Annotated in this window: 18 protein-coding genes; 9 read left to right on the top strand and 9 right to left on the bottom strand. The window is 53.1% G+C overall.

The window, feature by feature from the left end; translation table 11 throughout:
- The 5 genes from FHS72_RS04305 to FHS72_RS04285 are packed head-to-tail and all read right to left on the bottom strand — an operon-like array spanning position 1 to position 4934.
- Positions 1-993: a glycosyltransferase family 2 protein gene (locus FHS72_RS04305; RefSeq protein ID WP_183526083.1), complete on the bottom strand. Its 993-nt coding sequence runs from the start codon at positions 991-993 to the stop codon at positions 1-3.
- A gap of 2 nt (positions 994-995) precedes the next feature.
- On the bottom strand, positions 996-1736 hold the full coding sequence (locus FHS72_RS04300; RefSeq protein WP_183526080.1) for an SDR family oxidoreductase: 741 nt from the start codon (positions 1734-1736) through the stop codon (positions 996-998).
- Complete coding sequence (locus FHS72_RS04295; protein ID WP_183526077.1) at positions 1733-3067, bottom strand: FAD-binding oxidoreductase; 1335 nt, start codon at positions 3065-3067, stop codon at positions 1733-1735. Before FHS72_RS04295 ends, FHS72_RS04300 begins: the two co-directional genes overlap by 4 nt.
- Positions 3064-3486 carry a GtrA family protein gene (locus FHS72_RS04290; RefSeq protein ID WP_183526074.1) on the bottom strand — a complete coding sequence of 141 codons (423 nt, stop codon included), beginning with the start codon at positions 3484-3486 and terminating at the stop codon, positions 3064-3066. Before FHS72_RS04290 ends, FHS72_RS04295 begins: the two co-directional genes overlap by 4 nt.
- Positions 3483-4934 carry a UbiA family prenyltransferase gene (locus FHS72_RS04285; RefSeq protein ID WP_183526071.1) on the bottom strand — a complete coding sequence of 484 codons (1452 nt, stop codon included), beginning with the start codon at positions 4932-4934 and terminating at the stop codon, positions 3483-3485. The genes FHS72_RS04290 and FHS72_RS04285 overlap by 4 nt, the downstream gene beginning before the upstream one ends.
- A 311-nt stretch (positions 4935-5245) precedes the next feature.
- Here FHS72_RS04285 and FHS72_RS04280 point away from each other — a divergent pair, with 311 nt between their 5' ends.
- From FHS72_RS04280 to FHS72_RS04235, 6 genes are all read left to right on the top strand, one after another.
- Positions 5246-6286, top strand: coding sequence for a glycosyltransferase family 2 protein (locus FHS72_RS04280; protein WP_183526068.1), 1041 nt, complete (start codon positions 5246-5248; stop codon positions 6284-6286).
- A 211-nt stretch (positions 6287-6497) separates the two neighbouring features.
- A complete protein-coding gene (locus FHS72_RS18390; protein WP_221235343.1) occupies positions 6498-11987 on the top strand; it encodes a PQQ-dependent sugar dehydrogenase in 5490 nt (1829 codons plus the stop codon).
- A gap of 96 nt (positions 11988-12083) precedes the next feature.
- Positions 12084-13691 carry a hypothetical protein gene (locus FHS72_RS04250; protein WP_183526065.1) on the top strand — a complete coding sequence of 536 codons (1608 nt, stop codon included), beginning with the start codon at positions 12084-12086 and terminating at the stop codon, positions 13689-13691.
- A gap of 191 nt (positions 13692-13882) precedes the next feature.
- Complete coding sequence (gene ahcY / locus FHS72_RS04245; RefSeq protein WP_183526062.1) at positions 13883-15274, top strand: adenosylhomocysteinase; 1392 nt, start codon at positions 13883-13885, stop codon at positions 15272-15274.
- Between the two features lie 69 nt (positions 15275-15343).
- Positions 15344-16024 (top strand): extensin-like domain-containing protein, encoded by a 681-nt coding sequence (locus FHS72_RS04240; RefSeq protein ID WP_343042652.1) that lies wholly within the window; start codon positions 15344-15346, stop codon positions 16022-16024.
- A gap of 112 nt (positions 16025-16136) precedes the next feature.
- Positions 16137-16478, top strand: a complete 342-nt coding sequence (locus FHS72_RS04235; protein ID WP_183526056.1) for a DUF2853 family protein — start codon at positions 16137-16139, stop codon at positions 16476-16478.
- Between the two features lie 66 nt (positions 16479-16544).
- On the opposite strand, the gene FHS72_RS04230 is transcribed toward FHS72_RS04235, so the two are convergent.
- Genes FHS72_RS04230 through tsaD form a run of 4 tightly spaced genes read right to left on the bottom strand, consistent with a single transcriptional unit; the run spans position 16545 to position 19295 of the window.
- Entirely contained in the window at positions 16545-16970 is a 426-nt protein-coding gene (locus FHS72_RS04230) for an EVE domain-containing protein (RefSeq protein ID WP_183526053.1), read from the bottom strand.
- Complete coding sequence (locus FHS72_RS04225) at positions 16970-17242, bottom strand: YciI family protein (RefSeq protein ID WP_183526050.1); 273 nt, start codon at positions 17240-17242, stop codon at positions 16970-16972. Before FHS72_RS04225 ends, FHS72_RS04230 begins: the two co-directional genes overlap by 1 nt.
- Positions 17243-17244: 2 nt before the next feature.
- Positions 17245-18207: an NAD(P)H-dependent glycerol-3-phosphate dehydrogenase gene (locus tag FHS72_RS04220; RefSeq protein ID WP_183526047.1), complete on the bottom strand. Its 963-nt coding sequence runs from the start codon at positions 18205-18207 to the stop codon at positions 17245-17247.
- Positions 18204-19295 (bottom strand): tRNA (adenosine(37)-N6)-threonylcarbamoyltransferase complex transferase subunit TsaD, encoded by a 1092-nt coding sequence (gene tsaD, locus FHS72_RS04215; protein ID WP_183526042.1) that lies wholly within the window; start codon positions 19293-19295, stop codon positions 18204-18206. The genes FHS72_RS04220 and tsaD overlap by 4 nt, the downstream gene beginning before the upstream one ends.
- A 76-nt stretch (positions 19296-19371) precedes the next feature.
- Between tsaD and FHS72_RS04210 the strand changes: the two genes are divergently transcribed.
- From FHS72_RS04210 to FHS72_RS04200, 3 genes are all read left to right on the top strand, one after another.
- Positions 19372-20079 (top strand): uroporphyrinogen-III synthase, encoded by a 708-nt coding sequence (locus FHS72_RS04210; protein ID WP_183526039.1) that lies wholly within the window; start codon positions 19372-19374, stop codon positions 20077-20079.
- 85 nt (positions 20080-20164) lie between these two features.
- Positions 20165-21370, top strand: a complete 1206-nt coding sequence (locus FHS72_RS04205) for a COG4223 family protein (protein ID WP_183526036.1) — start codon at positions 20165-20167, stop codon at positions 21368-21370.
- A 10-nt stretch (positions 21371-21380) separates the two neighbouring features.
- Positions 21381-22874, top strand: a complete 1494-nt coding sequence (locus FHS72_RS04200) for a heme biosynthesis protein HemY (RefSeq protein ID WP_183526032.1) — start codon at positions 21381-21383, stop codon at positions 22872-22874.
- The last annotated feature ends 11 nt before the right edge of the window (positions 22875-22885 follow it).

Below are 22885 nucleotides of genomic sequence, written 5' to 3'. Positions count from 1 at the left end.
TTAGCGCGATCTGGGAATGCGATGTCCAGGTGTCAGCCGTCGTTTGAGACGTTTCACCGCTTGTGCGAACAGTTTTCGCATCAAAGACAAGGTCACTTTGGGGTGCTCGTACATTACCGCAAACATCACAGGGACGTCGCGTAGACGGACTGCGTCAATCAGCCGTCGCCACGCCCATTCCGTGTGTGTTTCAAGACGGTGCTGCAAGATCACGTCGCGTTCTGTTGATGATAAATCAGGATGAACCAGCAGTTGATCATCAGCTTTAACAATGGCGCCAAGGTCTGCCGTGCTGTGATTTGAGCTGAGCGAATCTGCGCGAAACACGGCAAAATATCCGCAAGGATCTGTGAGACAAAACCTACCTCCCGCGATCAGTGCTTGTGCATAAAGCAGATAATCCTCGGCCAGACGCATATTGGGCGCGTAGGTCAAACCGTTATCAATCAAGAACTGTCTGTGCATGATAGGTTTCACAAACCCGAGTTGGCCCCTTTCGCCTGTAGCCTCCCGCAAATTGCCTGCGACGAAATGCTCTAAACTCAAATTACGCAGGCCGCCGTCACCTTCACCAAAAAGTGGCTGGTCGGTCGCAGTAAGATCAGTATCCGTCACACGGTAGATATCATCAGCGAGCAGGTCGAGTTCGCCCGCGACCGCTTGGGTTAACAGTTTTTCAATCCGGTCAGGGGCCATAAAATCGTCAGAATCCAAAATCGCGATCCATGGCGTTGTGCACTTTGCGAACCCTAAGTTTCGGGCCGCACCCGGCCCGCTGTTTTTATCCATCCGGTAGGCCTGAATGTCGGCGCTTGACCGGGTCAGTTTCATCGCGATGTCGTAGGTCGCATCCGTCGAGCAATCGTCGACGATCACAATTCTGACCGGGACTGTTTGGGCGCTAGCAGAACGCACCGCGCGCATTAACGTATTTTCAGCGCAGTAGGCGGCGATGACGATAGATACAGCTGGTTCGGTCGGGGCGGAGTTCATCCTTAAAGACTTAGTTTTTTGAAAATGGATTCGGGGATCGCGCAGATGATCCGCATAATCAGCCACCAAATTGGTCGAACATAAATGATATTGCGGCGGGATTGGGTGGCTTGAAAGACTTTTTCTGCCACCTCTGTGGGCGCTGCGGTTAACGCTTGGGGTAGGTCCATGTTCGCTGTCATCTGCGTTGCGACAAATCCCGGCTTTACAGTGATCACGTGGACGCCTTTATCCGCCAATCGGTTGCGCAGGCCGGACAGATACGCGGTAAAGCCCGCCTTTGCCGATCCGTAGATGTAATTCGTAGCACGGCCGCGATCCCCTGCGACGGAACTGATACCGATAATCGTGCCGTTACCTGTTTCTGCCAGCCTTTGCGCAAACAGTCCCACGATAAGCGCAGGCCCTTCATAATTCGCGCGCATCACCTGTGCTGCGGCATCCAAATCCTTTTCGCCCGCACTTTGATCACCCATCGTACCGATCACTGACACGATAATCTTCGGAAATGGGTCAAGTTGACCCACAAAATCCGGCATTTGCGCGGTGTTCAAGGCGTCGAATTCAGTCAATGCGACAGTCACGTTGTAGCGCACGGCAATGTCGTTTTGTTCGTCCTTCAGCGTTTCGGCATTGCGCGCAGCCAAAACAATCGGGTGACCAGCCCTTGCGAAGCGATGCGCGATGGCTAGACCGATGTCGGATCGGCCACCAAGAATAAGAACAGGGGCCAAATCGGTCATAGGAGTAGCCTTTCGGATTGTGCGGATGAAAACTGTCGATCCAGGCCAGACTTTAATCGCATCTGCCTAAGGTCTGACATGCGCGGGTCGGATTTATGCAGTGTTGCGGCCGCCAATCGCGCGTCTTTTGCCAAATAAAACCGTCCGCCATGATCAAGCGTGATAGCATCAAGGCGATCTAGTAACGCCAATGTCTTTGCGTTAGCGGGGAAATCCAAGGCCAGCGTATAACCTTCCGTGGGGAAGGATAATTTGCTGTCCTGAACGCCAAATCGTTTTAAAACAGCAAGGAATGACCCTTGCCCTGCCGCTGCGGTTTCGGTGAGAATGGCGGTCAAACCGGCCTCTGACTGGTCCAAAGGCAAGACACATTGAAACTGGACAAAGCCGGCTCGCCCGTAAAGTCGGTTCCATTTCAAAATCGCATCAAGTGGATAAAAATAGCTGTCCCAATCCACAAGCGACGTGCCCGTCGATTGTTTGCCTTTGCGCCAATACAATGCGTTGAACAGCTTTACGGTAGCCTTGTTCAGGCACGCAGTGGGGGCATCAAACGGAAAGGTTTTCTTTTTGCGTTGCGGCGTGCTGAATGGATGATCGCGCCGCTCGGCAGGCAAATCGGATAACGTTGCATGTTCGCCCAGCATAATGATCGACCGCCCAAGATTTTTGCCCTTAGCAAGGCAATCGATCCATGCAACGGAATAGGTCGCTGCTTGTGTATTCTCGATGGTTTGGATGGCGGCTGTCAGGTTTGGGGCGACTAGCGAGTTTTGCTGAATCCACGCGGTTTCAACGGGTCGAAGTCTAATTGCCGCTCGCAAAATCACACCCGTCAGTCCCATGCCACCTATCGTCCATGCGAACAAGTCCGTGTTCTCAAACCGGCTCGCCCGTGTGACGTGACCAGCGGCGTCCATGACATCAATCCAATTCACAAATGCCCCAAACGACCCGTCACAGTGATGGTTCTTGCCGTGAACATCTGCCGCTATCGCGCCGCCGAGACTAACAAACTTGGTGCCGGGCGTGACAAAAGGAAACCACCCACGTGGTAGGAATGCGTCGATCACATCGCCCAGCAAAACACCGGCCTCTGCCACGAGTTGCCCGTGAGTGTCATCAAACGAAATCATGCGGTTCATCGCCCGCATATCAAGCGTTGATGCCGACCCGATGGCACTGTCGCCGTAGGCGCGTCCATTTCCGCGTGCAATGATGCCGTTTTGAGCGACGTGGGCCCGGATCTCTGTTTCAGTCCGCGGTCGGACCATTTGACCCGGTTTACGCGGATAGCGGCCCCAACCCATGATGTCTGTTGTGCGTGTCATACGGGTTTAACGAATGCGCTGTTGGTAAATACGAAACGTCGGTCCAATTGGTATTTCACAGTGTAGCCAATCATCAGGCCAATGACGGCCCCCAGTTCTCGCATCATGTCGGTTCGCCATTGCAACCAGAATGCGGTTTCAGTGATCCAGAAAATCGCGGTCGTGAAAATTCCCATGGCAGAATAAAGCGCGAATTTTTTGCCATTTGCTGCAGTGCCAGCGGTGAGGTCCCGAAAAATCCATCTTTTATCTAAGAAATATTTGATCATCAATCCGATCAATGTCCCCATAAAAACTGCGACAGTAAAACCTGCAGCACCATCATTCATGAACAGAACAATGCGTTGCGTCAGCAAGTTTGCAATCGTCGCTATGACGGCGAACACAACATAGAGACCAAGAAGTGACAAACGTGTCAAAACATGGTCCCGACAATGGCACAGACAAAGATGATAATCGCACACACAATTGAGATGTAGTCGCGGGCCGCAAAAACGACGGGATCGTCGTGCATCCAGCCGCGATGTGAAATCATCGTCATCCGGCTAATCCAAAACAACAGCACCAGACAGATTCCCCACAAGGGGGCAGGGAACGAATACAAAGCGCGCACCGTGTCGGAATATAGATACAACGCCATTACAAGAACCGACACATATCCTGATGACACGGCCATGTTGGCAATTAGGGGCAAATCACTGGTTTTGTAGCTGCGGCCATGCGCCTTTTCTTGTCCCATGTTTTGACCGGATTTTAGCTCTGCCTGTCGCTTCATGGACGCGAGTGAAAAGAAAAAGAACATCGAAAAAGCGAGTAACCATACCGACAGCGGGATGCCAGTGGCCACGCCGCCTGCAATAATGCGTAACGTATAAAGGCCCGCCAGCGCACAGATATCCACGATAAGTTCACGCTTCAGCAAGAACGAATAGGCCGTAGTAACCGCGTAATATAGCGCCATGACCCCAAAAAAGGCCCACCCCATAAATAACGATAGACCGAAGCCCGTCATCAAAAGGAGTGGCGTCAGTAACGTCCCCCAGACCAACGGTAATTCCCCGCTTGCGAAAGGCCGGAACCGTTTGCGTGGATGGGCGCGGTCTGCATCGAGATCAAGCAAATCGTTGAGCAGGTAGACCGAAGACGCGATCAGACTGAAAACAACAAAAGCGAGGATGGATTGCGCCACGGTGATTGCGGAAAACTGATGTGCGGCCATCATTGGTAGGAAAATCAGAACGTTTTTCAACCATTGATGCGGCCGCATCGCCTTGAGGATCGGTTTGACGGGACGCTTGCGGTCGGACAGGCGTTCTACTGGAATGCCTAGGGCTTCAACGCGCTTTGCAAGTGGTTTCGATACGCCAACTGTGATTGCTTTTGTCGTGTATTTCCAGACCTCTAGGTCAGCGATGGCATCGCCCATATAAGCAAAATTGCTCTCGCCGTAGGTGTCTTGCAAATATTTAGCCTTTTCCGGTCCTTTCAGGTTTCGCGTACCATCTGACCCACACACGGCGTCAAAAAGACCAAGGTGATCCGCAACTTGTTGTACCAATCGCTGATCTGACGCTGAGACAAGCGCAACTTGCCCGCCTTTCGCGCGCCAGTCCGCGATATAATCCAAGACATCGGAATTGTACGGCAAGTGAGGGATATCGATCGGCCCCATTTCTTCAAGTGACCGTTTCAAGGCTGCTTTGCCATTCATTGATGCACGCATCGCTGGAATAATATTAAGCCACCGCGCAGAGATCGCTGACCAAAATGTTTCATACAACATATCGGTGTGAATCAGCGTGCCGTCCAAATCAACGATCAGAACGGATTTATTGGTTGCACCTAAAAAAAATTGCGCATCGTCCATGGCAAAAATCTCACCATCTAAATTGAAAATTCATAAAAATTATTAGCACGTTGCACCTCTTGCGTTCGCCAATCAAGTTTTTTGACAAAGAGATTAGATTTCGCGAATGTTTTCAGATGGATGAAATGGGTCTGACTTTGTTTTGCGTTATAACATGACGTTGATATTTCCCTGTTTGCCCTCAGAATCCGAATCATAAATTAGGCGTCGCAAATATTTTTGTTGTGCGAAACCAAGTCGCAATCTAACGTCAACGGCTTAAGGTTGCGGGGTTTTGTGACCTATTTTATTTATTCTTATTCGATTTTATAATGACTTACGGAATAAACCTTCAAAGCGGTGATGCTCTCGAAGTCGCGACCTATACGCCGCAACATATCCTTGTCGTGATTCCTGCATTAAATGAGGTCACGCATATTGAACGTTGTATTCAATCGCTGACGCAAAATGATTCCTTTGCGAACAATACAATGATGGTCGTCGCTGACGGCGGCAGCACCGACGGGACCCAAGACATCGTCCGAAGACTGACCGAGCTTCACCCTGATTTGCATTTATTTCACAACCCACAAAAGCTGCAGTCGGCTGGTATCAATGCGGTAATCGACGAGATGGCGCGACCGCACCACCGCATCATCGTGCGTTGCGACGCCCATGCGATTTATCCAGCAGGATACATAGCGGACATCGTAAAGGCCTTTGAAAACCAGCCAGATGCGGCGTCGATTGTTACCGTTATGGACGCGGTTGGGGCGAATTGTTTTCAACGTGCAGCGGCGTGGATCGTTGATACCCCATTGGGGTCTGGCGGATCGGCTCATCGCGGTGGAAGAACCTCATTTTGGGTGGATCATGGGCATCACGCGGGTTTTCGGCTTGATTGGTTTAAAAAGATCGGGGGCTATGATCCGCGTTTCAGTCACAATGAGGACGCTGAATATGACCACCGTTTAGGTCTAGCTGGCGGGCTTATCTGGCTGGAAAGCGAGATACGCCTAGATTACCATATGCGACCCACCCCGATGGCACTTGCACGGCAATATTGGGCCTACGGGCGTGGACGTGGCCGCACAGTTTTGAAACATCGTATGCAGCCAAAAATAAGACAAATGATCCCTGTTTTGAATATGTTAATGATGTCTGCTTGCGTGGCTCTTATTGCTTTCAACCCGCTTTTTGGGATTTTGCCGTTGATTTATTTTGGCATGATTTTTGTCGTTTCATTGGTCTGTGCGGTCAGGATGAAATCGCTCTGCGGATTTTGGGCCGGATTGGTTGTTGGAATTGTGCATAATGCGTGGGCAATCGGATTTATATCCCAAATGTTAGCCGTAAAATCCGTGCCGAAATAAGCACGCAATTTGTACGTCAATACTCCTGCCCTAACTTTTGTGTAGATTGACAGATGTTCTTGACGCTCTTAACCTTTTCAAATGCTCGTCGGTATTATTGAGCACTAGGGCGCATTATTTTTCCCTTTTTACACAAAGGATTACGGCGATTTTTCCGCTGAGAATCCTTCAAATTTTGAATACAATTTTTAATAACCTTTGGGGTTGTGTTGTGAATTATGTTTTGGAAACCGACAACGTCGGTATTGATATACAAGACCTGTCGCTCATTGGCGATTTTACGATTGAGTTCAATATCTTCTTTGAACCAGGTTCAGAAATTGCCAAGAATGACGGCGCGGTGTCGTCGCAAATTGGGGGCGGCAATGACATCAACTTTTTCGGGGGAATACCACGGCTATACGATAGCACGTTTGGTGACGTTGTCGTCGGGACATCGCCACTGGTTGCGGGTGAATGGAATCACGTCGCTTTTGTCCGCGAAGGTGGCATAGTCCGTTTGTACGTGAACGGCGTCAACGACGCGAATTCGACCACGCAGAACTATACGTCGGCCTTTGAAATCTCACAGCTAGCGTCAAGCAGTGTGGGCGCACTTGAAGGGCGCATGGACGAAGTGCGCATTTGGGATATTGCACGCCCCGGTGCCGAAATACTTGGTAACGCCGATCAACCGCTTGATATCGCGGGGGGTGTGCCGGTCGGATTGCAGCGCTACTACCGTTTCGACGATGACACGGGACATATCATCGATGCGACCGGAAACGCCGAAACGGGCCACAGTCTGCACCTGCCAACTGGTGCATCGGTCGTTCAAGACGACAGCGTTTTTGACACCCCTGTTGGTGACGTCGGTGGGTTCATTGACACAAAAGTCGTGAACGCTTTGGTGTTGCCGACCGATATGGCGTTTCTGCCCGATGGTAGGATGCTTGTTATTCAGAAAAGCGGTGAGGTCATCATCGTCGAAGACCCGTCCGTGGCTGATAGCACAAAATCGGTGTACCTTGACCTAAGCGCGCAAGTCGAAAATTCGCGCGAGGCAGGTTTGCTCAACATCGAAGTGGACCCGAATTTTAGTGAAAATGGGTATGTTTACCTGCTCTACACGAATTTGCAGGAACAGCGCATGACCGTATCGCGGTTTGTGCATCAGGAAAACGCGGGCGGTGCAGCCAGTTCGGGTGATCTGAGTTCGGAAACCGTGATTTGGCGGGAATTTGATACTTATTCCAACAAGGACCACCAAGGCGGTGGGATGGCAATCGGGTATGAACCCATCGACGCCAATGACCCTAGCCCTTACAAACTTTTCATCTCGATTGGTGAGGAGTTCGAGCCGGCCAATGCGCAGGATTTGACCCATGATGACGGTAAGGTGCATCGCGTCAATCTGACCGACGGTTCGATCCCTACCGATAATCCCTACTACGATCCTGTGGCGGCCTCAGCCTATACACCGTCCGTCAACACGCAGACGGCGATTTCGACAAGCGCGGAAAACCTTGCGCTTGATCCTGAAGGCGTCATGACAACTATCTACAGCTATGGATTGCGCAACCCGTTCAGGGCTGAATACGATCAAACATCGAACACGCTTTGGATTGGTGAAGTCGGCGGTAACGGGCGATTTGCGGACGAAGACATCCACATAGCAACAGCTGGCGCGGATCACGGTTGGCCAAATTACGAGGGTTATCTGCCGGACCCCAATGACCCCGGCAATCCCATCTACAGTTACGAACACGCCTCTGCGCCGGGTCAGGACCAATTGCCAAGCTATGGTGATGCCGGATCATCTATATCAGGCGGTGTGGTTTATCGCGGGTCACAGTTCCCTACCGAATACCAAGGCGTCTACTTTTACGGCGACTGGGTGAGGAACTGGATACGCTATCTTGAAATTGACTATTCGTCAGGCGAACCAGAACTTATATCCGACAATCATTTTAAGAATGCGACAGGTCAGGTTCTGACATTTGCCGAAGCACCTGATGGCACGTTGTATTACATTACAACTTTCCAGACCGGAAACATCTTTAATTTCCAAGGCGCTGTGAACCGGCTGGAGTATAGCATCGGTAATGCGGCACCCGGCGGACAAGGCATTATCCTTGATCCGGGTGAGGACACCAGCCTGACCGCACCGCATACCGTGACCTTTGAAACGGACGCGTTCGATCCTGACGGCGATGATCTGACTTTTGTTTGGTCGTTCGGGGATGGACCGGATATCGACGGAGATGGGATCGGTGATGGTGCGACATCAACAGAACAAAATCCGACGTACACCTACACTGCCGAAGGGCAGTACACGGTTGAACTGATCGCAACCGACGCGAACGGGGCCCAGACGGTCTACAATCCCATCGACATCACGATCGGTAATGCGCCTGAAGTAACGATCAACACGCCAATCGTCACGGATACGTTCCGCGCTGGTGATACGATTACCCTTTCAGGCTTTGCGACCGACCTTGAAGACGGGACTTTGACGGGACCGGATGTGTTTTGGTCGGTGAACCTTGCACACAACGAACATTTTCACCCAGAGGTTTCGGCGGTTGAAAATATAGCGGGAGGCGTTCAAATCGTTATTCCGACTAGTGGGCATGACTACTATGAAAACGTTGGATTTTTTGTAGCGCTCACGGCGATTGACAGCTCTGGTCTATCGACGACCAAAACCCTCGTGATCTATCCTGAGGAAAGCATCACCACCTACGACATGCCGGATGTGCCTAACTTCACCTTCTTCCTCGATGGGGTCGCATTCACGGGCGATCAGGTGCGCGACAACGTCATCGGATTCCACCATGATGTCGTTGTACAAAGCACTTACGTGGCAGACGGGTTCGAATGGAATTTCTCGCACTGGGAAGACGATCCAAACATCACAACAACACAGCGTACCTTCGTGACACCCGAAATCGATTCTGTTCTGCGACCTGTCTACGCACAAGGTGCTGTTGTCGGCCCTGTTGATGCGAATGACGATGATATCACCTTGGCTGTCAGCAGTTTGGGCGGTAACACGATTACAATGATCGGTAACGCGCTGGCGAATGACACCAACCCGACAGGCGATCCGTTTTCAGTTGTCGCACTCAATGGATTCAAGATCACGGGGGCGCCCAAGACGGATAATTTGATTGACGCGTCGGGCCGGTTTGGTTGGGTTTGGGGCGATAACGGCGGGCAATTCCGGATCTATCCTGACGGCACCATCGAATTTCGCGATAGAGATCTGGAGTTTGCAACCCTATCCGCGGGTGAGATCCGCACAACATCAGTGACTTACGATATGGCAGATGGCGACGATACTGATACTGCGTCCGTCAGCCTAACGGTCCAAGGGGAAGGTACGCCCAACACCGCACCTAGCGGCACGGGTATTGTCCTTGATCCGGGCGAGAACACATCAAATATCCTGCCCTACACGGTAACTTTTGCGTCGGATGTGACCGACGCGGAAGATCACGCGCTGACCTATGCGTGGGACTTTGGCGATGGGGTGACGTCAACTGACACGGCCCCGTCACACACCTACATTACCGACGGGCTTTTCACGGTGACGTTGACGGTGACAGATGAGCTTGGCGCGGCGACGACATACGCCACTGCGGACATCGACGTGGGCAATGTCGCGCCGGTAGCAGTGGACGATACGTTCGACCTGACCACCGGTTTCGACCCGGTCACGAACCACTTGCATATCTTAGACAATGATACTGATCCGGATGGTATGCTAAACATGCAAGCTGTTGAAATCGTGAGTGGACCTAGCTTTGGCACGGTCGAGATTATGGACACAGAGCAAGAATTGATCGACCGTGGCTTGCCTGTTGGCCACTACGGTCACGCGGAATATGTGCCAACCGACCCACAATTTGAGGGCTTTGATAGTTTCACCTACCGCGTGCAGGACAATGAAGGAAAATGGTCGAACATCGCGACAGCGACGATCAATGTGGCCACGACACCCCCGCTTGTACTGGATGCCGTCGATGATCTTGGCAGTATTGACCTCGCAGGCATAGCGTCTGGCGATTGGATCACTTTACCTTACAATATTTTTGCGAATGACACGGACGCTGGCGCCGGGTTCAATCTGATTGAACTTGCAGGCTTCAAAGCCAACGGTGCAAGCGACACCAACAGCACCTTTGATTCATCTGGACGGTTAAAAGTCTGGTCCGACGGCGGTGGTATTTTCCGTATTGGCGATGATGGAACGGTTGAATTCAAAGACCGCGATTTTGAATTTGCTTCGTTAGCCGTTGGGGACAGCGTTACCGTCTCAATTGAATATGTGATTGGCGACGGGACTGACACCGACAGCGCTGCCATCTCCCTAATTATCGCGAATGGGAATGCGGGACCGCCCAACACCGCACCTAGCGGCACGGGTATTGTGCTTGATCCGGGCGAGAACACATCGAACATTCTGCCCTACACGGTTACTTTTGCCTCCGATGTGACCGACGCGGAAGATCACGCGCTGACCTATGCGTGGGACTTTGGCGATGGTGCCACGTCAGCTGATGTGGCACCGTCACACACCTACACCACGGATGGGCTGTTCACGGTGACGTTGACGGTGACAGATGAGCTTGGCGCGGCGACGACATTTGCCACTGCGGACATTGATGTGGGCAATGTCGCGCCGGTAGCAGTGGACGATACGTTTGACCTGACCACCGGTTTTGATCCGGTCACGAACCACTTGCATATCTTGGACAATGATACTGATTCGGATGGTATGCTAAACATGCAAGCCGTTGAGATTGTGAGCGGACCTAGTTTTGGCACGGTCGAGATTATGGACACGGAGCAAGAACTGATCGACCGTGGCTTGCCTGCGGGCCACTACGGTCACGCGGAATATGTGCCAACAGACCCACTGTTTGAGGGTTCTGATAGTTTCACCTATCGCGTGCAGGACAACGACGGAAAATGGTCTAACGTCGCGACAGCGACGATCAATGTGGCTTCTGGTGGCGGCTCGGGTGGCGGTAATGCCGGATCGCTTCTGAGCCAAAACAATGGTTCGGGCGTCGACGTTCAAGATCTTGTCGTCACAGGTGATTACACCGTCGAATTCTGGGCCGCACTGGAAACTGGCAGCAACGTCAACAAATACGATTCCATCTTTAAGGGCGGCCAACATGACAGCGCGTCGGGCGATGATCCGGCGACAGACGGGATCTTAGGCAACGATCTGAACTTCCACGCGGGTCGGTTACGGCTCTACTCCACGGAATCAACTATTTCGACGGATGTGATCGTTTCAAATACCACTGTGTTGGCCGATGACGTCTGGAATCATTTTGCGTTGGTTCGGGATGGCGATGATTTCTCGATCTTTGTGAATGGTGTTTTGGATGCGACTGCAACAAATGACTTGGCGTCCGACCTTCTGATCGACGACATTGCCGCGAATGTGCGCGAAAACAAAGCGTTTGGTGGGAAGCTGGACGAGCTGCGTATCTGGGATGATGCGCGCACAGCGTCCGAGATCGCAAGCAATTTTAACATGACCATTGACCCAACCGAAGCAGATTTACTGCGCTATTATCAGTTTGATGATGCCTTCGATATTATCGATTCCACTGGGAATGCTGAAGGTGTTGGCGCGCTGGATTATGCATCAATCTCGGGTGTCGAATGGTCGGAGACGGATGTCTTCATCATCGCTTAAACACGCAGGGTAGGGCGCGTTCATAGGTGTCCCGCCCTGTGTACCTTAATTCGAAAGAAATGCATTTTACTGCAATATTAGTGAGTTAACCTACATATGCCTCATACGACGCAGGTCCCCCCAGATGGTAGCGAGGGTGTTGAATCGCCAGCCTTACCTTCGCGCTATGCCACGCCCGTTGTTTTGGCGATCGGATTGGTTCTTTTTGCCATCAACCTATGGCGAAACCGATTTTTCCTTCATGACGACGCGTTTATTTCACTCCGCTACGCCCAAAATTTTGCAGATGCCGGCGACCTGTCTTGGAATTTGGGGGACCGCGTCGAAGGCTACACCAACTTTCTTTATGTTATGATTACGTCTGCCTTGCTGAAGGCGGGAATTGATCCGGTTGTTGCGGTCCGGTTGATCAATATTTTCGCGGTCATTTTGCTCGTGTGGGCCGTCTTTTTGGGCGCGCGCGCGATGTATCCGCATCGGTCAGAGGCAGCAGCGCTTGGTGTCGCGATGATCCTAGGGAATGTCTCGTTGTCGGTTTGGGTGTTAGGTGGGTTAGAAGCACCGCTTGCCGCGGCCTTTGTCGCTGGCGCGATGGCTTTTGTGGTCCGCGCGCTTGTCACCCAAGCGCCCAACCCGCTGCCCTACTGGACCCTTTTTTGCGCAGGAATAGCCTTTGCCTTTGCCGTTTTGACCCGTCCCGATGGTGTGATTATCGTGGCGGCGACGTTTTTTGCGCTCCTGATCGCCGGGCCTTTTGGGTGGAAGCACCGACTGACCTGCGCCGTCATCGTGGCAGGTATCCCTTTCGTGGTCTTTATGATCCATCTTGGATGGCGCGTGTCGTATTATGGCGACATATTGCCAAATACATTTCATGCAAAGGTTGGATTGGACTTGGCCCTGCGCCTCGAACGCGTGGGTGATTACCTGTTGCGATCTGCGTTGCTTTATCTGCCAGTCATGACGTGTAGCGCAATTGCACTTGTCGCCACTTTGGTGTGGGGGCGTTTGAACCGCGTTGCCATTGTATTGTTGATCGTGTGCGGCGCGTTTGTGGGCTACGTCATTTGGTCAGGCGGGGATCATATGGCGGCGGCACGTGTTCTCTTGCCCATATCGGGACCATTTGCACTGCTGGTCGTCGCTTTGTGGGGTAGTCTACGTCCGATACCCGCACGCATTGGTCTAGTGGCCTTGCTATTTATTATGATTGTAGCGGCGTTGACGGCTCGATCATACCGCATGGATTGGGCCGCGTTTAATGGGACCATCGTTGGCCGCTACATCGCAGCAAATTGGCCAGCTGGATCGACGGTAGGGCTTAACACGGCTGGATCGACACCGTTCCATGCGCCGTCCCACATCTACATCGACATGCTTGGCCTAAATGACAGGACAATTGCTATGCGCGCGGATGTCCCCATCCTAGCACGCCGTCAGTCGATGCCGGGCCATGGGAAGGGCGACGGGGCCTATGTGTTGTCGCTTGCGCCTGATTATTTGATCCTTGGTGGGTCCGAAGGGATCAACGTCGCCGATGCAGACAAATGGTTTTTGACAGGGCTAGAACTTCGCGACCTCGAGGGGTTTAGCGCCTGCTATGCTGTGGCAACGGCGACCTTGCCTATTCCGGCCGATCTTGCAAAATTTCGGCCAACGGCAGGCCATGTCACATTTACCTATTATCAGCGGACGTGTGAATAGGCGGATATTCACACATAACAATTCGATTCATCACCAATTTAGCGCCATAATCCTAGATCTAAGTTAGGAATTCCCGGTCTCCATGGGGATCGCGCCACAAAGTTCCCGATACGGCCTGTGTTGTGCGAGTTGCGACAGGCCATGTCGAATGCTAGGTGATGTCCAACATTATAACCAATTTGGAGGCTTTCATGGCCGAAGACTACATTGTTAAAGACATCGCTCTTGCTGGTTTTGGCCGCAAAGAGTTGGATATCGCTGAAACTGAAATGCCAGGTCTGATGGCGTTGCGCGAAGAATACGGCGAAAGCAAACCTCTGAAAGGTGCGCGGATCGTTGGTTCGTTGCACATGACTATTCAGACCGCTGTTTTGATTGAAACACTCGTTGCGTTGGGTGCGGATGTGCGCTGGGCGTCTTGCAATATCTTCTCGACCCAAGACCACGCGGCGGCGGCAATCGCTGAATCCGGCGTGCCTGTTTTTGCGATCAAAGGTCAATCATTGGTCGAACATTGGGACTACCTAGACCGGTCGTTCATGTTCCCTGAAGGCGCGAACTTGATCTTGGATGACGGCGGCGACGCGACTTTGTACGTGCTGCTGGGCGCGCGTGTTGAGGCTGGCGAAACTGGCTTGATCGAAGTTCCGACATCCGAAGAAGAAGAAGCGATTTTCGCGCAGATCAAAAAGCGGATGGCGGAAACGCCCGGCTTCTTCACGAAAACACGCGACGCGATCCTTGGTGTGTCCGAAGAAACCACAACTGGGGTGCACCGTCTGTATGAATTGCAGCGCGATGGTCAACTGCCGTTCCCTGCGATTAACGTAAACGACTCCGTCACCAAGTCGAAATTCGACAACAAATACGGCTGCAAAGAAAGCCTCGTTGACGGCATCCGCCGCGCCACTGACACGATGATGGCTGGCAAGGTCGCTGTTGTGATGGGCTACGGCGATGTGGGCAAAGGGTCAGCCGCATCACTGTCCGGTGCTGGTGCGCGCGTGAAGGTGACAGAGGTCGATCCGATCTGTGCGTTGCAAGCTGCGATGGACGGCTACGAGGTTGTCCGTCTTGAAGATGCCGTTGAAACTGCTGATATTTTCATCACAACAACAGGCAATAAAGACGTCATTCGCATCGAGCATATGCGCCTGATGAAAGACATGGCGATTGTCGGCAACATTGGCCACTTTGACAACGAAATCCAAGTTGCTGCGTTGAAAAACCACAAGTGGACGAACATCAAAGAGCAGGTCGACATGATCGAGATGCCAAATGGTCATCGTTTGATTTTGTTGTCAGAAGGTCGCCTTTTGAACCTTGGTAATGCCACTGGTCATCCATCCTTCGTGATGTCTGCATCTTTCACCAACCAAGTGTTGGCGCAGATCGAGCTGTGGACGAAAACTGCGGAATATGCGCCGGGCGTCTACATCTTGCCAAAGCATCTGGATGAAAAAGTTGCGCGTCTACACCTCGACCGGATCGGTGTACGCCTGTCCGCGCTGAATGCAGAGCAAGCGGCATACATCGGCGTGAAACCCGAGGGTCCGTTCAAGCCAGAGCATTACCGCTACTAAGGTGGTATGGTGAAACCTCACCAACGACCAGAACCGATAAAACGCCGTCCATCCCGTTTGGGGCGGGCGGTGTTTTTATGTACGTTGATCGGTTTGATTTGGGGCGGATATCAGGCGATTTATCACCCTGATAGCCCGCTCCCGCGTGAGTGGAATCCGACTAAACCGCTAGAAATCACTGATCCGGTGACACCATTGACCGCGTGGAAATTGGAACGCGCACTTGCCTCGACGCAAAGCTGTTTGGCAGTTCTAGAAACCACAGCAAATTTCACCCGCATGAATGACCTTGAAACATCCGAAACCTGTCACATTAAAGGTCGTGTCGATTTGCGCGGCGTTGGTGATGCGGCACTTGCGCCGATTGAAACCCGTTGCGCAATCGCTGTGCGACTGGCGATGTGGGAACATCACGCGCTGCAACCTGCGGCGCTTGAGCAGCTTGGTGCGAACATCACGCAGATTGACCATATAGGCAGCTACAATTGCCGCCGGATCAGGGGATCAGCTGAACGTTGGAGCAAACATGCAACCGCAGATGCAATTGATATTTCGGGCTTTCGTTTAAGCGACGGGACGGACTTGCGCCTGATTAAAGATTGGGATGATGGCGGTCCCAAGGCCGCATTCCTTCGTCGCGCCCGTGATAGCGCCTGCGAATGGTTCCGCGTCACGCTTTCACCCGACTATAACAGTCTACACGCTGACCATTTTCACCTGCAATCAAACGGCTGGGGGCTGTGTCGCTGATCCGCCGAGCCAAAGTTTCCCCTTCATTTTTGCTTTACGCAGCGCGAACCAACAGACTAACGTACCCGCAATACGGTCAACAACGGCCAGATCTACAACGAGGGATGACACAATGGGTAAGAGAGACGATTGGATCGCGAAATACGCGGAAGACCTTAAAGGCAAATGCAACATGACTCCGGACATGGATTTGCTTACAAAGGTCACGATTGGTTGCGGTCCTTCGATCTACAACGCCGATGCATCGACCGTTGCAGGCAGTCAGACGGCAGAGCTTGAAACCGTCAAAAACAACTTTCTTATCAAGAAATTGGGCCTAGCAGATGGTCCGGAATTGATGGAGGCGATCAATTCCGTAATCGAAGTTTACGGCAAATCAGAGCGCAACAAATACCGTGCGGTTGTTTACTACATGCTGACCAAACATTTTGGAAAAGAAGCTATTTACGGCTAATTTGACCGTTTAAGATTTGAAAAACCCGCCGTGTTCACGGCGGGCTTTTCCTATTCATACCGAAGCTTAGACACTCGGATCTGTCGCGCCTAGTTCGCAGACAATTGCCCATTCGGCGTCTGTGACGGGCTGCACCGAAAGCCGCATGCTTTTAACCAATGACATCTCTGCCAGTCGCGGGTCAGCTTTGATCGCTTTTAATGTCACAGGCTGTGCGAATGGTTTGACCGCTCGCACATCTACGCAGTCCCAGCGATCATCGTCTGTAGTGCTGTCTTGATGTGCTGCGGCGCAAACTTCGACGATGCCGACAATTTCGAGACCCGATCGTGAATGGTAGAAAAAGCCACGGTCGCCAACGGCCATTGACCGCATGTTGTTGCGCGCTTGGTAGTTGCGTACGCCGTCCCATTCTTCGCCAGCGTCGCCTTTGGCGATGAGGTCATCCCACCCAAAAACTTCAGGTTCCGATTTGAAAAGCCAGTAGGCCATTAGCCGAGCACCTTGTTCCACGCATCCAAAGTGACGTTGTCGAACAGGCCTGCTTTGCCGTATGGATCGGCCTCAACAAAAGCCTGCGCTTGTCCCATGTTTTCGACGTTCAGCACGATCAACGACCCACACATGCCGCCGTCTGCGTCCAATAAAGGCCCAGCCATTTCAACGATACCAGACGATTTCAGATGGGCCAGATGCGCGTCACGATTATCAAGTCGCGTTTGTAATGCGCCGGATTTGTCACGTGCCATGAGAGCTACAAGCATGTTCATTCTTCCTTTAAGGGACGTGCCATGAGCGCCTCAAGCGCACCGGAAACGTCGGTTTTTTCATCGATAAGATCAGCGACAACCGTGCAGATTGGCAGGTCAAGATCAAGCGTTTTAGCCAACTTAGTGACTGATTTCGCTGTCGCAGCGCCTTCAACCGTCGTTGTTTTGTCAAAGTCCGTGGCGCCTGCAAGCGACTGCCCAAAGCGGAAATTGCGTGACTGAGTGGATGTGCAGGTCAGCACCAGATCGCCAAAGCCAGACAGGCCGCCTAGCGTGGCGCGATCCGCCCCCAACCTGTCGGCCAGGGTCAGCATTTCCGAAAACCCACGCGTCATCAGTGCTGCGCGTGCACTGTCGCCAAGTCCCGCGCCGATAGCCACGCCGCATGCAATCGCCATGACATTTTTCAACGCGCCGCCCAGTTCCGCGCCGATGGTGTCGGTGGTGCGATAGACGCGCAAGGTTGGTGTCGCGAGAAGACTTTGCAGGTTTGCGCCGATGGTGTCGTCAGGGGTGGCAAGCGTAAGCGCGGTCGGCAGCCCATTTGCGATATCAGCGGCAAAGCTGGGTCCGGTTAACATCGCAGCATTTGCGCTGGGCACGATCTGACGGATGGTTGTGACAGGGCCAGTCATAGTGGTCAGGTCGATCCCTTTGCAGCAAGCAATCAGTGATTTACCTGTGAGCGCGTTTTTGTGGGTCTCCAAAAACGGACGCATTGCTTGTGCCGGCAGGGCGAGGGCGATGATGTCGTGGGCAAAAACAGTGTCTAAACTGGCGGAACATGTGATGTTTTGCGGTAAGACGGCGTCAGATAGGCGCGGAATTTCACGCGTCTTTTGCATCGTGCTCATTGTATCCGCATTGCGGCCCCAAAGCGTCACGTCATGACCCGCTTCGGCCCATGTGATCGCAAGAGCCGCGCCGAAAGCACCTGCGCCAATGACTGCAATGCTCATGCTTTTGCTCCCTTTTTGCCTGACCCTAGCATCGGTGCGGCTGTTGAATCGAGAGGCCAGCGTGGGCGAGCGGATAGTGTCAGGTCGTCGATATCCCCGTTTGCGAGGCGTGTCAGGCCGACATAGGCGATCATCGCGGCGTTATCGGTGCAAAGCGCCAGCGGTGGCGCTGTGAATGCGACGCCAAGTTCGGCGCAAAGGCGTTGAAGTCCGTCACGGATCTGACCGTTCGCTGCGACACCACCAGCAACGGCAAGCGTCGGAGTGGCAGGACGCAGGGTGAGGTATTCAGTCAAAGCGCGACGGGATTTTTCGACAAGAACATCTGTGATCGCAGCTTGGAAGCCAGCGGACAAATCGGCTTGATCCGCCTTTGTTAGACCCTGTTTTTCCAAAACGATACCATCACGCGCCCGCAACATTGCAGTTTTGAGCCCCGAGAAAGACATGTCACAGCCGGGACGATCAAGCAGCGGACGGGGAAGCTTGAACCGCTTGGGATCGCCAATCTTCGCAGCCTGCTCAACAGAAGGACCACCGGGTTGCGGTAGGCCTAGAATACGCGCGGTTTTGTCGAATGCTTCACCAGGTGCATCGTCGATAGTGCCGCCGAGGCGTTTGAAATCATCAGGACCGTTGGCGATAAGAAATTGGCAATGACCGCCGGAAACGAGCAGCATCAAAAACGGAAACGCAACGTTATCGGTCAGGCAGGGCGTCAAAGCGTGACCTGCTAAGTGGTTCACGCCGATCAACGGCAAACCTGTCGCGGCGGACAATCCTTTGGCGCACATGACGCCGGATAATACGCCGCCGATCAACCCCGGACCAGCGGTCACTGCGATGCCGTCGAGGTCCGTTAACGATAATTTCGCCTGTGTTAGAGCCTCTTCTATACAATGATCTAGCTTTTCAGCATGCGCACGTGCTGCGATTTCGGGGACCACACCACCGAAATCGGCATGCAACCCCGTTTGACCATACACTACCGATGACAGTACGGTCGCGGTGCTATTGAGGCGCACAACTGCGGCGGCGGTATCGTCGCAGCTGCTTTCGATCCCGAGAACGGTGAGAGTATCTGTCATCATGCGCCCATTGCCTGTTGTCCGTTTGCAGGTAACACTCTGGTTAAGGCAAAACAACGGGAGGGGATGAACTGACATGACCGCTTGTGTATTGATCACACGTCCAAAAGCGCAGGCCGCAGCTTTTGCTTCCGCATTGCAGGTGGCGCATGGCGAACCTTTGCGATGCGTGATTTCACCGTTGATCGAGATTGTATCGCTGAAGGTTGAGGGCGCGTTCGATGACGTCGCACATGTCGTTTTCACGTCGGTGAATGGGGTGAACGAAGCACGACGCGTCGGTATCCTGCAGGGCATTCCTGCATGGTGCGTCGGGTCTAAGACTGCAAAAATAGCCATGAATGCCGGATTTGATGTGCGAATTGCAAAGGGGGATAGTCGCAGTTTGGTGTCTTTGATTGCAGGGAAGTCCCCCAAAGGGCGGATGGTGCATGTGCGCGGCCGCCATGTCGCGGGGACGGTGATCGAGAGCCTTGATGCGGTTGGGATACATTGCGAAGCGGTGATGGCCTACGATCAGGTTGCAGTCATGCCAACGCAGGCCGCTATTGATGTTTTGCGTGGCGAAAACCCCGTGATCGTACCGCTATTTTCGCCATGTACTGCGAAACTGTTCAGCCAGATTGCTGACTTCAACGCGCCCTTGCATCTCGTGGTGATGAGTGATGCGATTGATGTGCAATCGCGCGACACACGAGTGTTCAGCCGCGTTATTGCTGGAAATGGCGCAGGATTGGGCATGTTGGAAAGTACACTAGCAGCATATGCACAATTCTCTCCTTGAACATGCCTTGAGGGTCTGTGCAGAGCGCTATAACGTGAATGTGCGACCCTAGGGTCGATTGTGTGAGTTGGGAAAGGGCGACACGTTGGCAAAGAAGAGTAAATCTAGTCAAAACGATGAGACCCCAGACGTGGTCGAAGTCGAAGAGACGACCGCTGAAGTGGCATCGGAAGATGTTGCTGATGAGACTGGCGTAGAGGTTCCTGAGACCCCGGAAGAGTTGGAAGTTGCGGAAGAAATTGACGCAGAACCAGTTGTTGAGGAACTGGTCAAAGAGCCCGAAGGTCGCCCCACGCCACCTGTTCAGAATACCCCCATACCGCACGATTCAGCCTCGAATAGTGTCTTTTTACCTGCAATCTTAGGTGGTTTGATCGCTGCTGGACTTGGCTTTGGCGCGGCTTATTACTTCATACCACGGTTTGATCCCGCGATGGTTGAAGCGATGAACGCGAACGAGGCTGCGATTGCTGAGTTACGTGCAGACGTGACAGCTATCGATGCGCCCGAAGATATCGCGCCGTTGACAGAGCAAGTGAACACATTGAACGGTCAGATCACCGACCAATTTGGGGCATTTGACGAACGAATCGCTTCTTTTGAGGAACGTTTAGTCGCGCTCGAAAAGCAGCCTAGCGGCGATGGCACACTGCAAGATACCGCGTTGCAGGCTTATCAGGCCGAGCTGGATAACCTGCGTTCGCAAGTCGAAGAGCAAGCAAATGCCGCGTTCGCACAGCTTGAATCGACCCGTGAAGAAGCCGCAGCCATTGAAGAAGCCGCGCTGTTGGCCGCACGCAATGCCAAAGCCCGCGCAGCGCTTGCTGAAATCCGCAGTGCGCTGGACACAGGCGCGCCGATGGCAAACGCGCTGACTGAATTGTCCGAAGTGTTGGACGCGCCGACACCAGATGCCTTGGCCGCTGTCGCTGAAGGCGTTCCAACGTTGGCAAAGCTTCAAGGTGATTTTCCACCCGCAGCCCGCCAAGCGTTGTCTGATGCGCGGTCCGAAGGTGCATCTGGCGAAACCACTGGCGCGTTTGGATCATTCTTGCGCGAACAGTTGAATGTCCGCTCCGTTGCCCCGCGTGATGGCGACGATGCTGATGCGATTTTGTCGCGTGCGGAAGCTGCCTTGAAAGAAGGTCAGCTTGATACCGCGATCGCCGAAGTGTCGGCCCTTCCTGATGTTGCCGCTGGTCCATTGTCCGGTTGGGTGCAGCAGGCGCAGGCGCGTTCAAACGCGCTGGCAGCGGCGAACGACATTTCCACTTCCTTAAACGATAACTGAAGGTCAACGCATGCTCTGGTCCCTGATCAAAATTCTGGCTTTCATCCTTGCCGTCACTGGCTTGACCTACGGCGCAACCCAACTGTTGGAGGTCAGCGGCGGTGTTGCGGTCACCATCGGCGGGATTGAAATTACGCTCACCGTTCTCGAAGCGGTCTTTGCCTTCATCGCGCTGGTCGTGTTGGTTTGGCTTGGTCTGCGCCTGATCAAGTTGCTGATCGCGACGTTCCATTTCCTGAATGGCGACGAAACCGCGATTTCCCGCTACTTTGACCGGAATCGCGAACGCAAAGGGTACGAGGCGTTGTCTGAAGGTATGATGGCGCTGGCATCTGGCGAAGGCCATCTTGCAATGACCAAAGCGTCACGCGCAGAACGCTATCTTGATAGCCCGAAACTGACAAATCTGCTGACAGCGCAAGCTGCCGAAATGGCTGGTGATCGGCGCAAGGCTGAGGCGACTTATAAAAAACTGCTAGCCGACGACTCGACTCGTTTTGTTGGTGTGCGTGGCATTTTGAAGCAAAAGCTAGACGCTGGCGAAACCGATACCGCATTGAAGCTGGCGCAAAAAGCATTTGCGCTGAAGCCAAAGCATGTGGAAACGCAGGACGTTTTAATCAAGCTGCAAGCTGAGAAAGAAGACTGGAAGGGCGCCCGCGAAACGCTAAACGCAAAGCTGAAATCGGGTTCCTTGCCACGCGATGTGCATCGTCGTCGCGATGCTGTCTTGGCGCTTTCCGAGGCCAAAGATATCTTGAACGAAGGTAACGATGTGTCTGCACGCGAAGCCGCGATTGAAGCGAACCGCATGTCGCCTGACCTTATTCCTGCAGCGTGTATGGCTGCGCGCGGCTATGTTGAGGCGGGCAATGCACGCTATGCAACACGTGTGATCACAAAGGCATGGACGGCACAACCGCACCCTGACTTGGCGTCTGTGTTTGCTGAGATCGCACCGGATGAAACGCCTGCTGCTCGCCTTAAGCGGTTCAAGGCGCTGACAAAAATCAAGCCAGACCATCCTGAAACTAAGATGCTGTTGGCGGAACTGAACATCGCCGCCGAAGACTTCCCAGAAGCAAAACGCGCACTTGGTGATCTCGTTACAACTGACCCGACAGCGCGTAGCTTGACCTTGATGGCCGCGATTGAACGTGGCGAAGGTGCAAACGACGACGTCGTGCGCGGTTGGTTGACCAAAGCGTTGACAGCATCACGCGGCCCGCAATGGGTGTGCTCGACATGTCAGCACGTGCATCCGATTTGGGGTCCGGTTTGCGATAACTGCTCGTCCTTTGACACATTGGCGTGGACCACCCCGACAAAGGGCGACGTCGCTATGCCGTCCGGCACAGAGATGCTGCCTTTGATCGTGGGCCAGTTGAACAAGCCTGAACCAGAGCCTGAAACACCTGATGATGTGATCGACGTCGAAATCGAAGACGCTGAAGAAGTGGTTACCGAGGCATCGGCAGAGCCGAAACCAGGCCACGTGAAGTAAGCTAAAACGCC

Source organism: Yoonia ponticola, from assembly GCF_014199395.1.
GTDB classification, from domain to species: domain Bacteria; phylum Pseudomonadota; class Alphaproteobacteria; order Rhodobacterales; family Rhodobacteraceae; genus Yoonia; species Yoonia ponticola.
The sequence above is the reverse complement of the archived record's forward strand: the minus strand, read 5'-3'. Positions and strand labels throughout refer to the sequence as shown.

What these genes read in the sequence shown, in the direction of transcription:
- FHS72_RS04305 (WP_183526083.1), bottom strand. Translation starts at nt 993, where the DNA reads ATGAACTCCGCCCCGACCGAACCAGCTGTATCTATCGTCATCGCCGCC.
- FHS72_RS04300 (WP_183526080.1), bottom strand. Translation starts at nt 1,736, where the DNA reads ATGACCGATTTGGCCCCTGTTCTTATTCTTGGTGGCCGATCCGACATC.
- FHS72_RS04295 (WP_183526077.1), bottom strand. Translation starts at nt 3,067, where the DNA reads ATGACACGCACAACAGACATCATGGGTTGGGGCCGCTATCCGCGTAAA.
- FHS72_RS04285 (WP_183526071.1), bottom strand. Translation starts at nt 4,934, where the DNA reads ATGGACGATGCGCAATTTTTTTTAGGTGCAACCAATAAATCCGTTCTG.
- FHS72_RS04280 (WP_183526068.1), top strand. Translation starts at nt 5,246, where the DNA reads ATGACTTACGGAATAAACCTTCAAAGCGGTGATGCTCTCGAAGTCGCG.
- FHS72_RS04250 (WP_183526065.1), top strand. Translation starts at nt 12,084, where the DNA reads ATGCCTCATACGACGCAGGTCCCCCCAGATGGTAGCGAGGGTGTTGAA.
- ahcY (WP_183526062.1), top strand. Translation starts at nt 13,883, where the DNA reads ATGGCCGAAGACTACATTGTTAAAGACATCGCTCTTGCTGGTTTTGGC.
- FHS72_RS04235 (WP_183526056.1), top strand. Translation starts at nt 16,137, where the DNA reads ATGGGTAAGAGAGACGATTGGATCGCGAAATACGCGGAAGACCTTAAA.
- FHS72_RS04230 (WP_183526053.1), bottom strand. Translation starts at nt 16,970, where the DNA reads ATGGCCTACTGGCTTTTCAAATCGGAACCTGAAGTTTTTGGGTGGGAT.
- FHS72_RS04225 (WP_183526050.1), bottom strand. Translation starts at nt 17,242, where the DNA reads ATGCTTGTAGCTCTCATGGCACGTGACAAATCCGGCGCATTACAAACG.
- FHS72_RS04220 (WP_183526047.1), bottom strand. Translation starts at nt 18,207, where the DNA reads ATGAGCATTGCAGTCATTGGCGCAGGTGCTTTCGGCGCGGCTCTTGCG.
- tsaD (WP_183526042.1), bottom strand. Translation starts at nt 19,295, where the DNA reads ATGACAGATACTCTCACCGTTCTCGGGATCGAAAGCAGCTGCGACGAT.
- FHS72_RS04210 (WP_183526039.1), top strand. Translation starts at nt 19,372, where the DNA reads ATGACCGCTTGTGTATTGATCACACGTCCAAAAGCGCAGGCCGCAGCT.
- FHS72_RS04200 (WP_183526032.1), top strand. Translation starts at nt 21,381, where the DNA reads ATGCTCTGGTCCCTGATCAAAATTCTGGCTTTCATCCTTGCCGTCACT.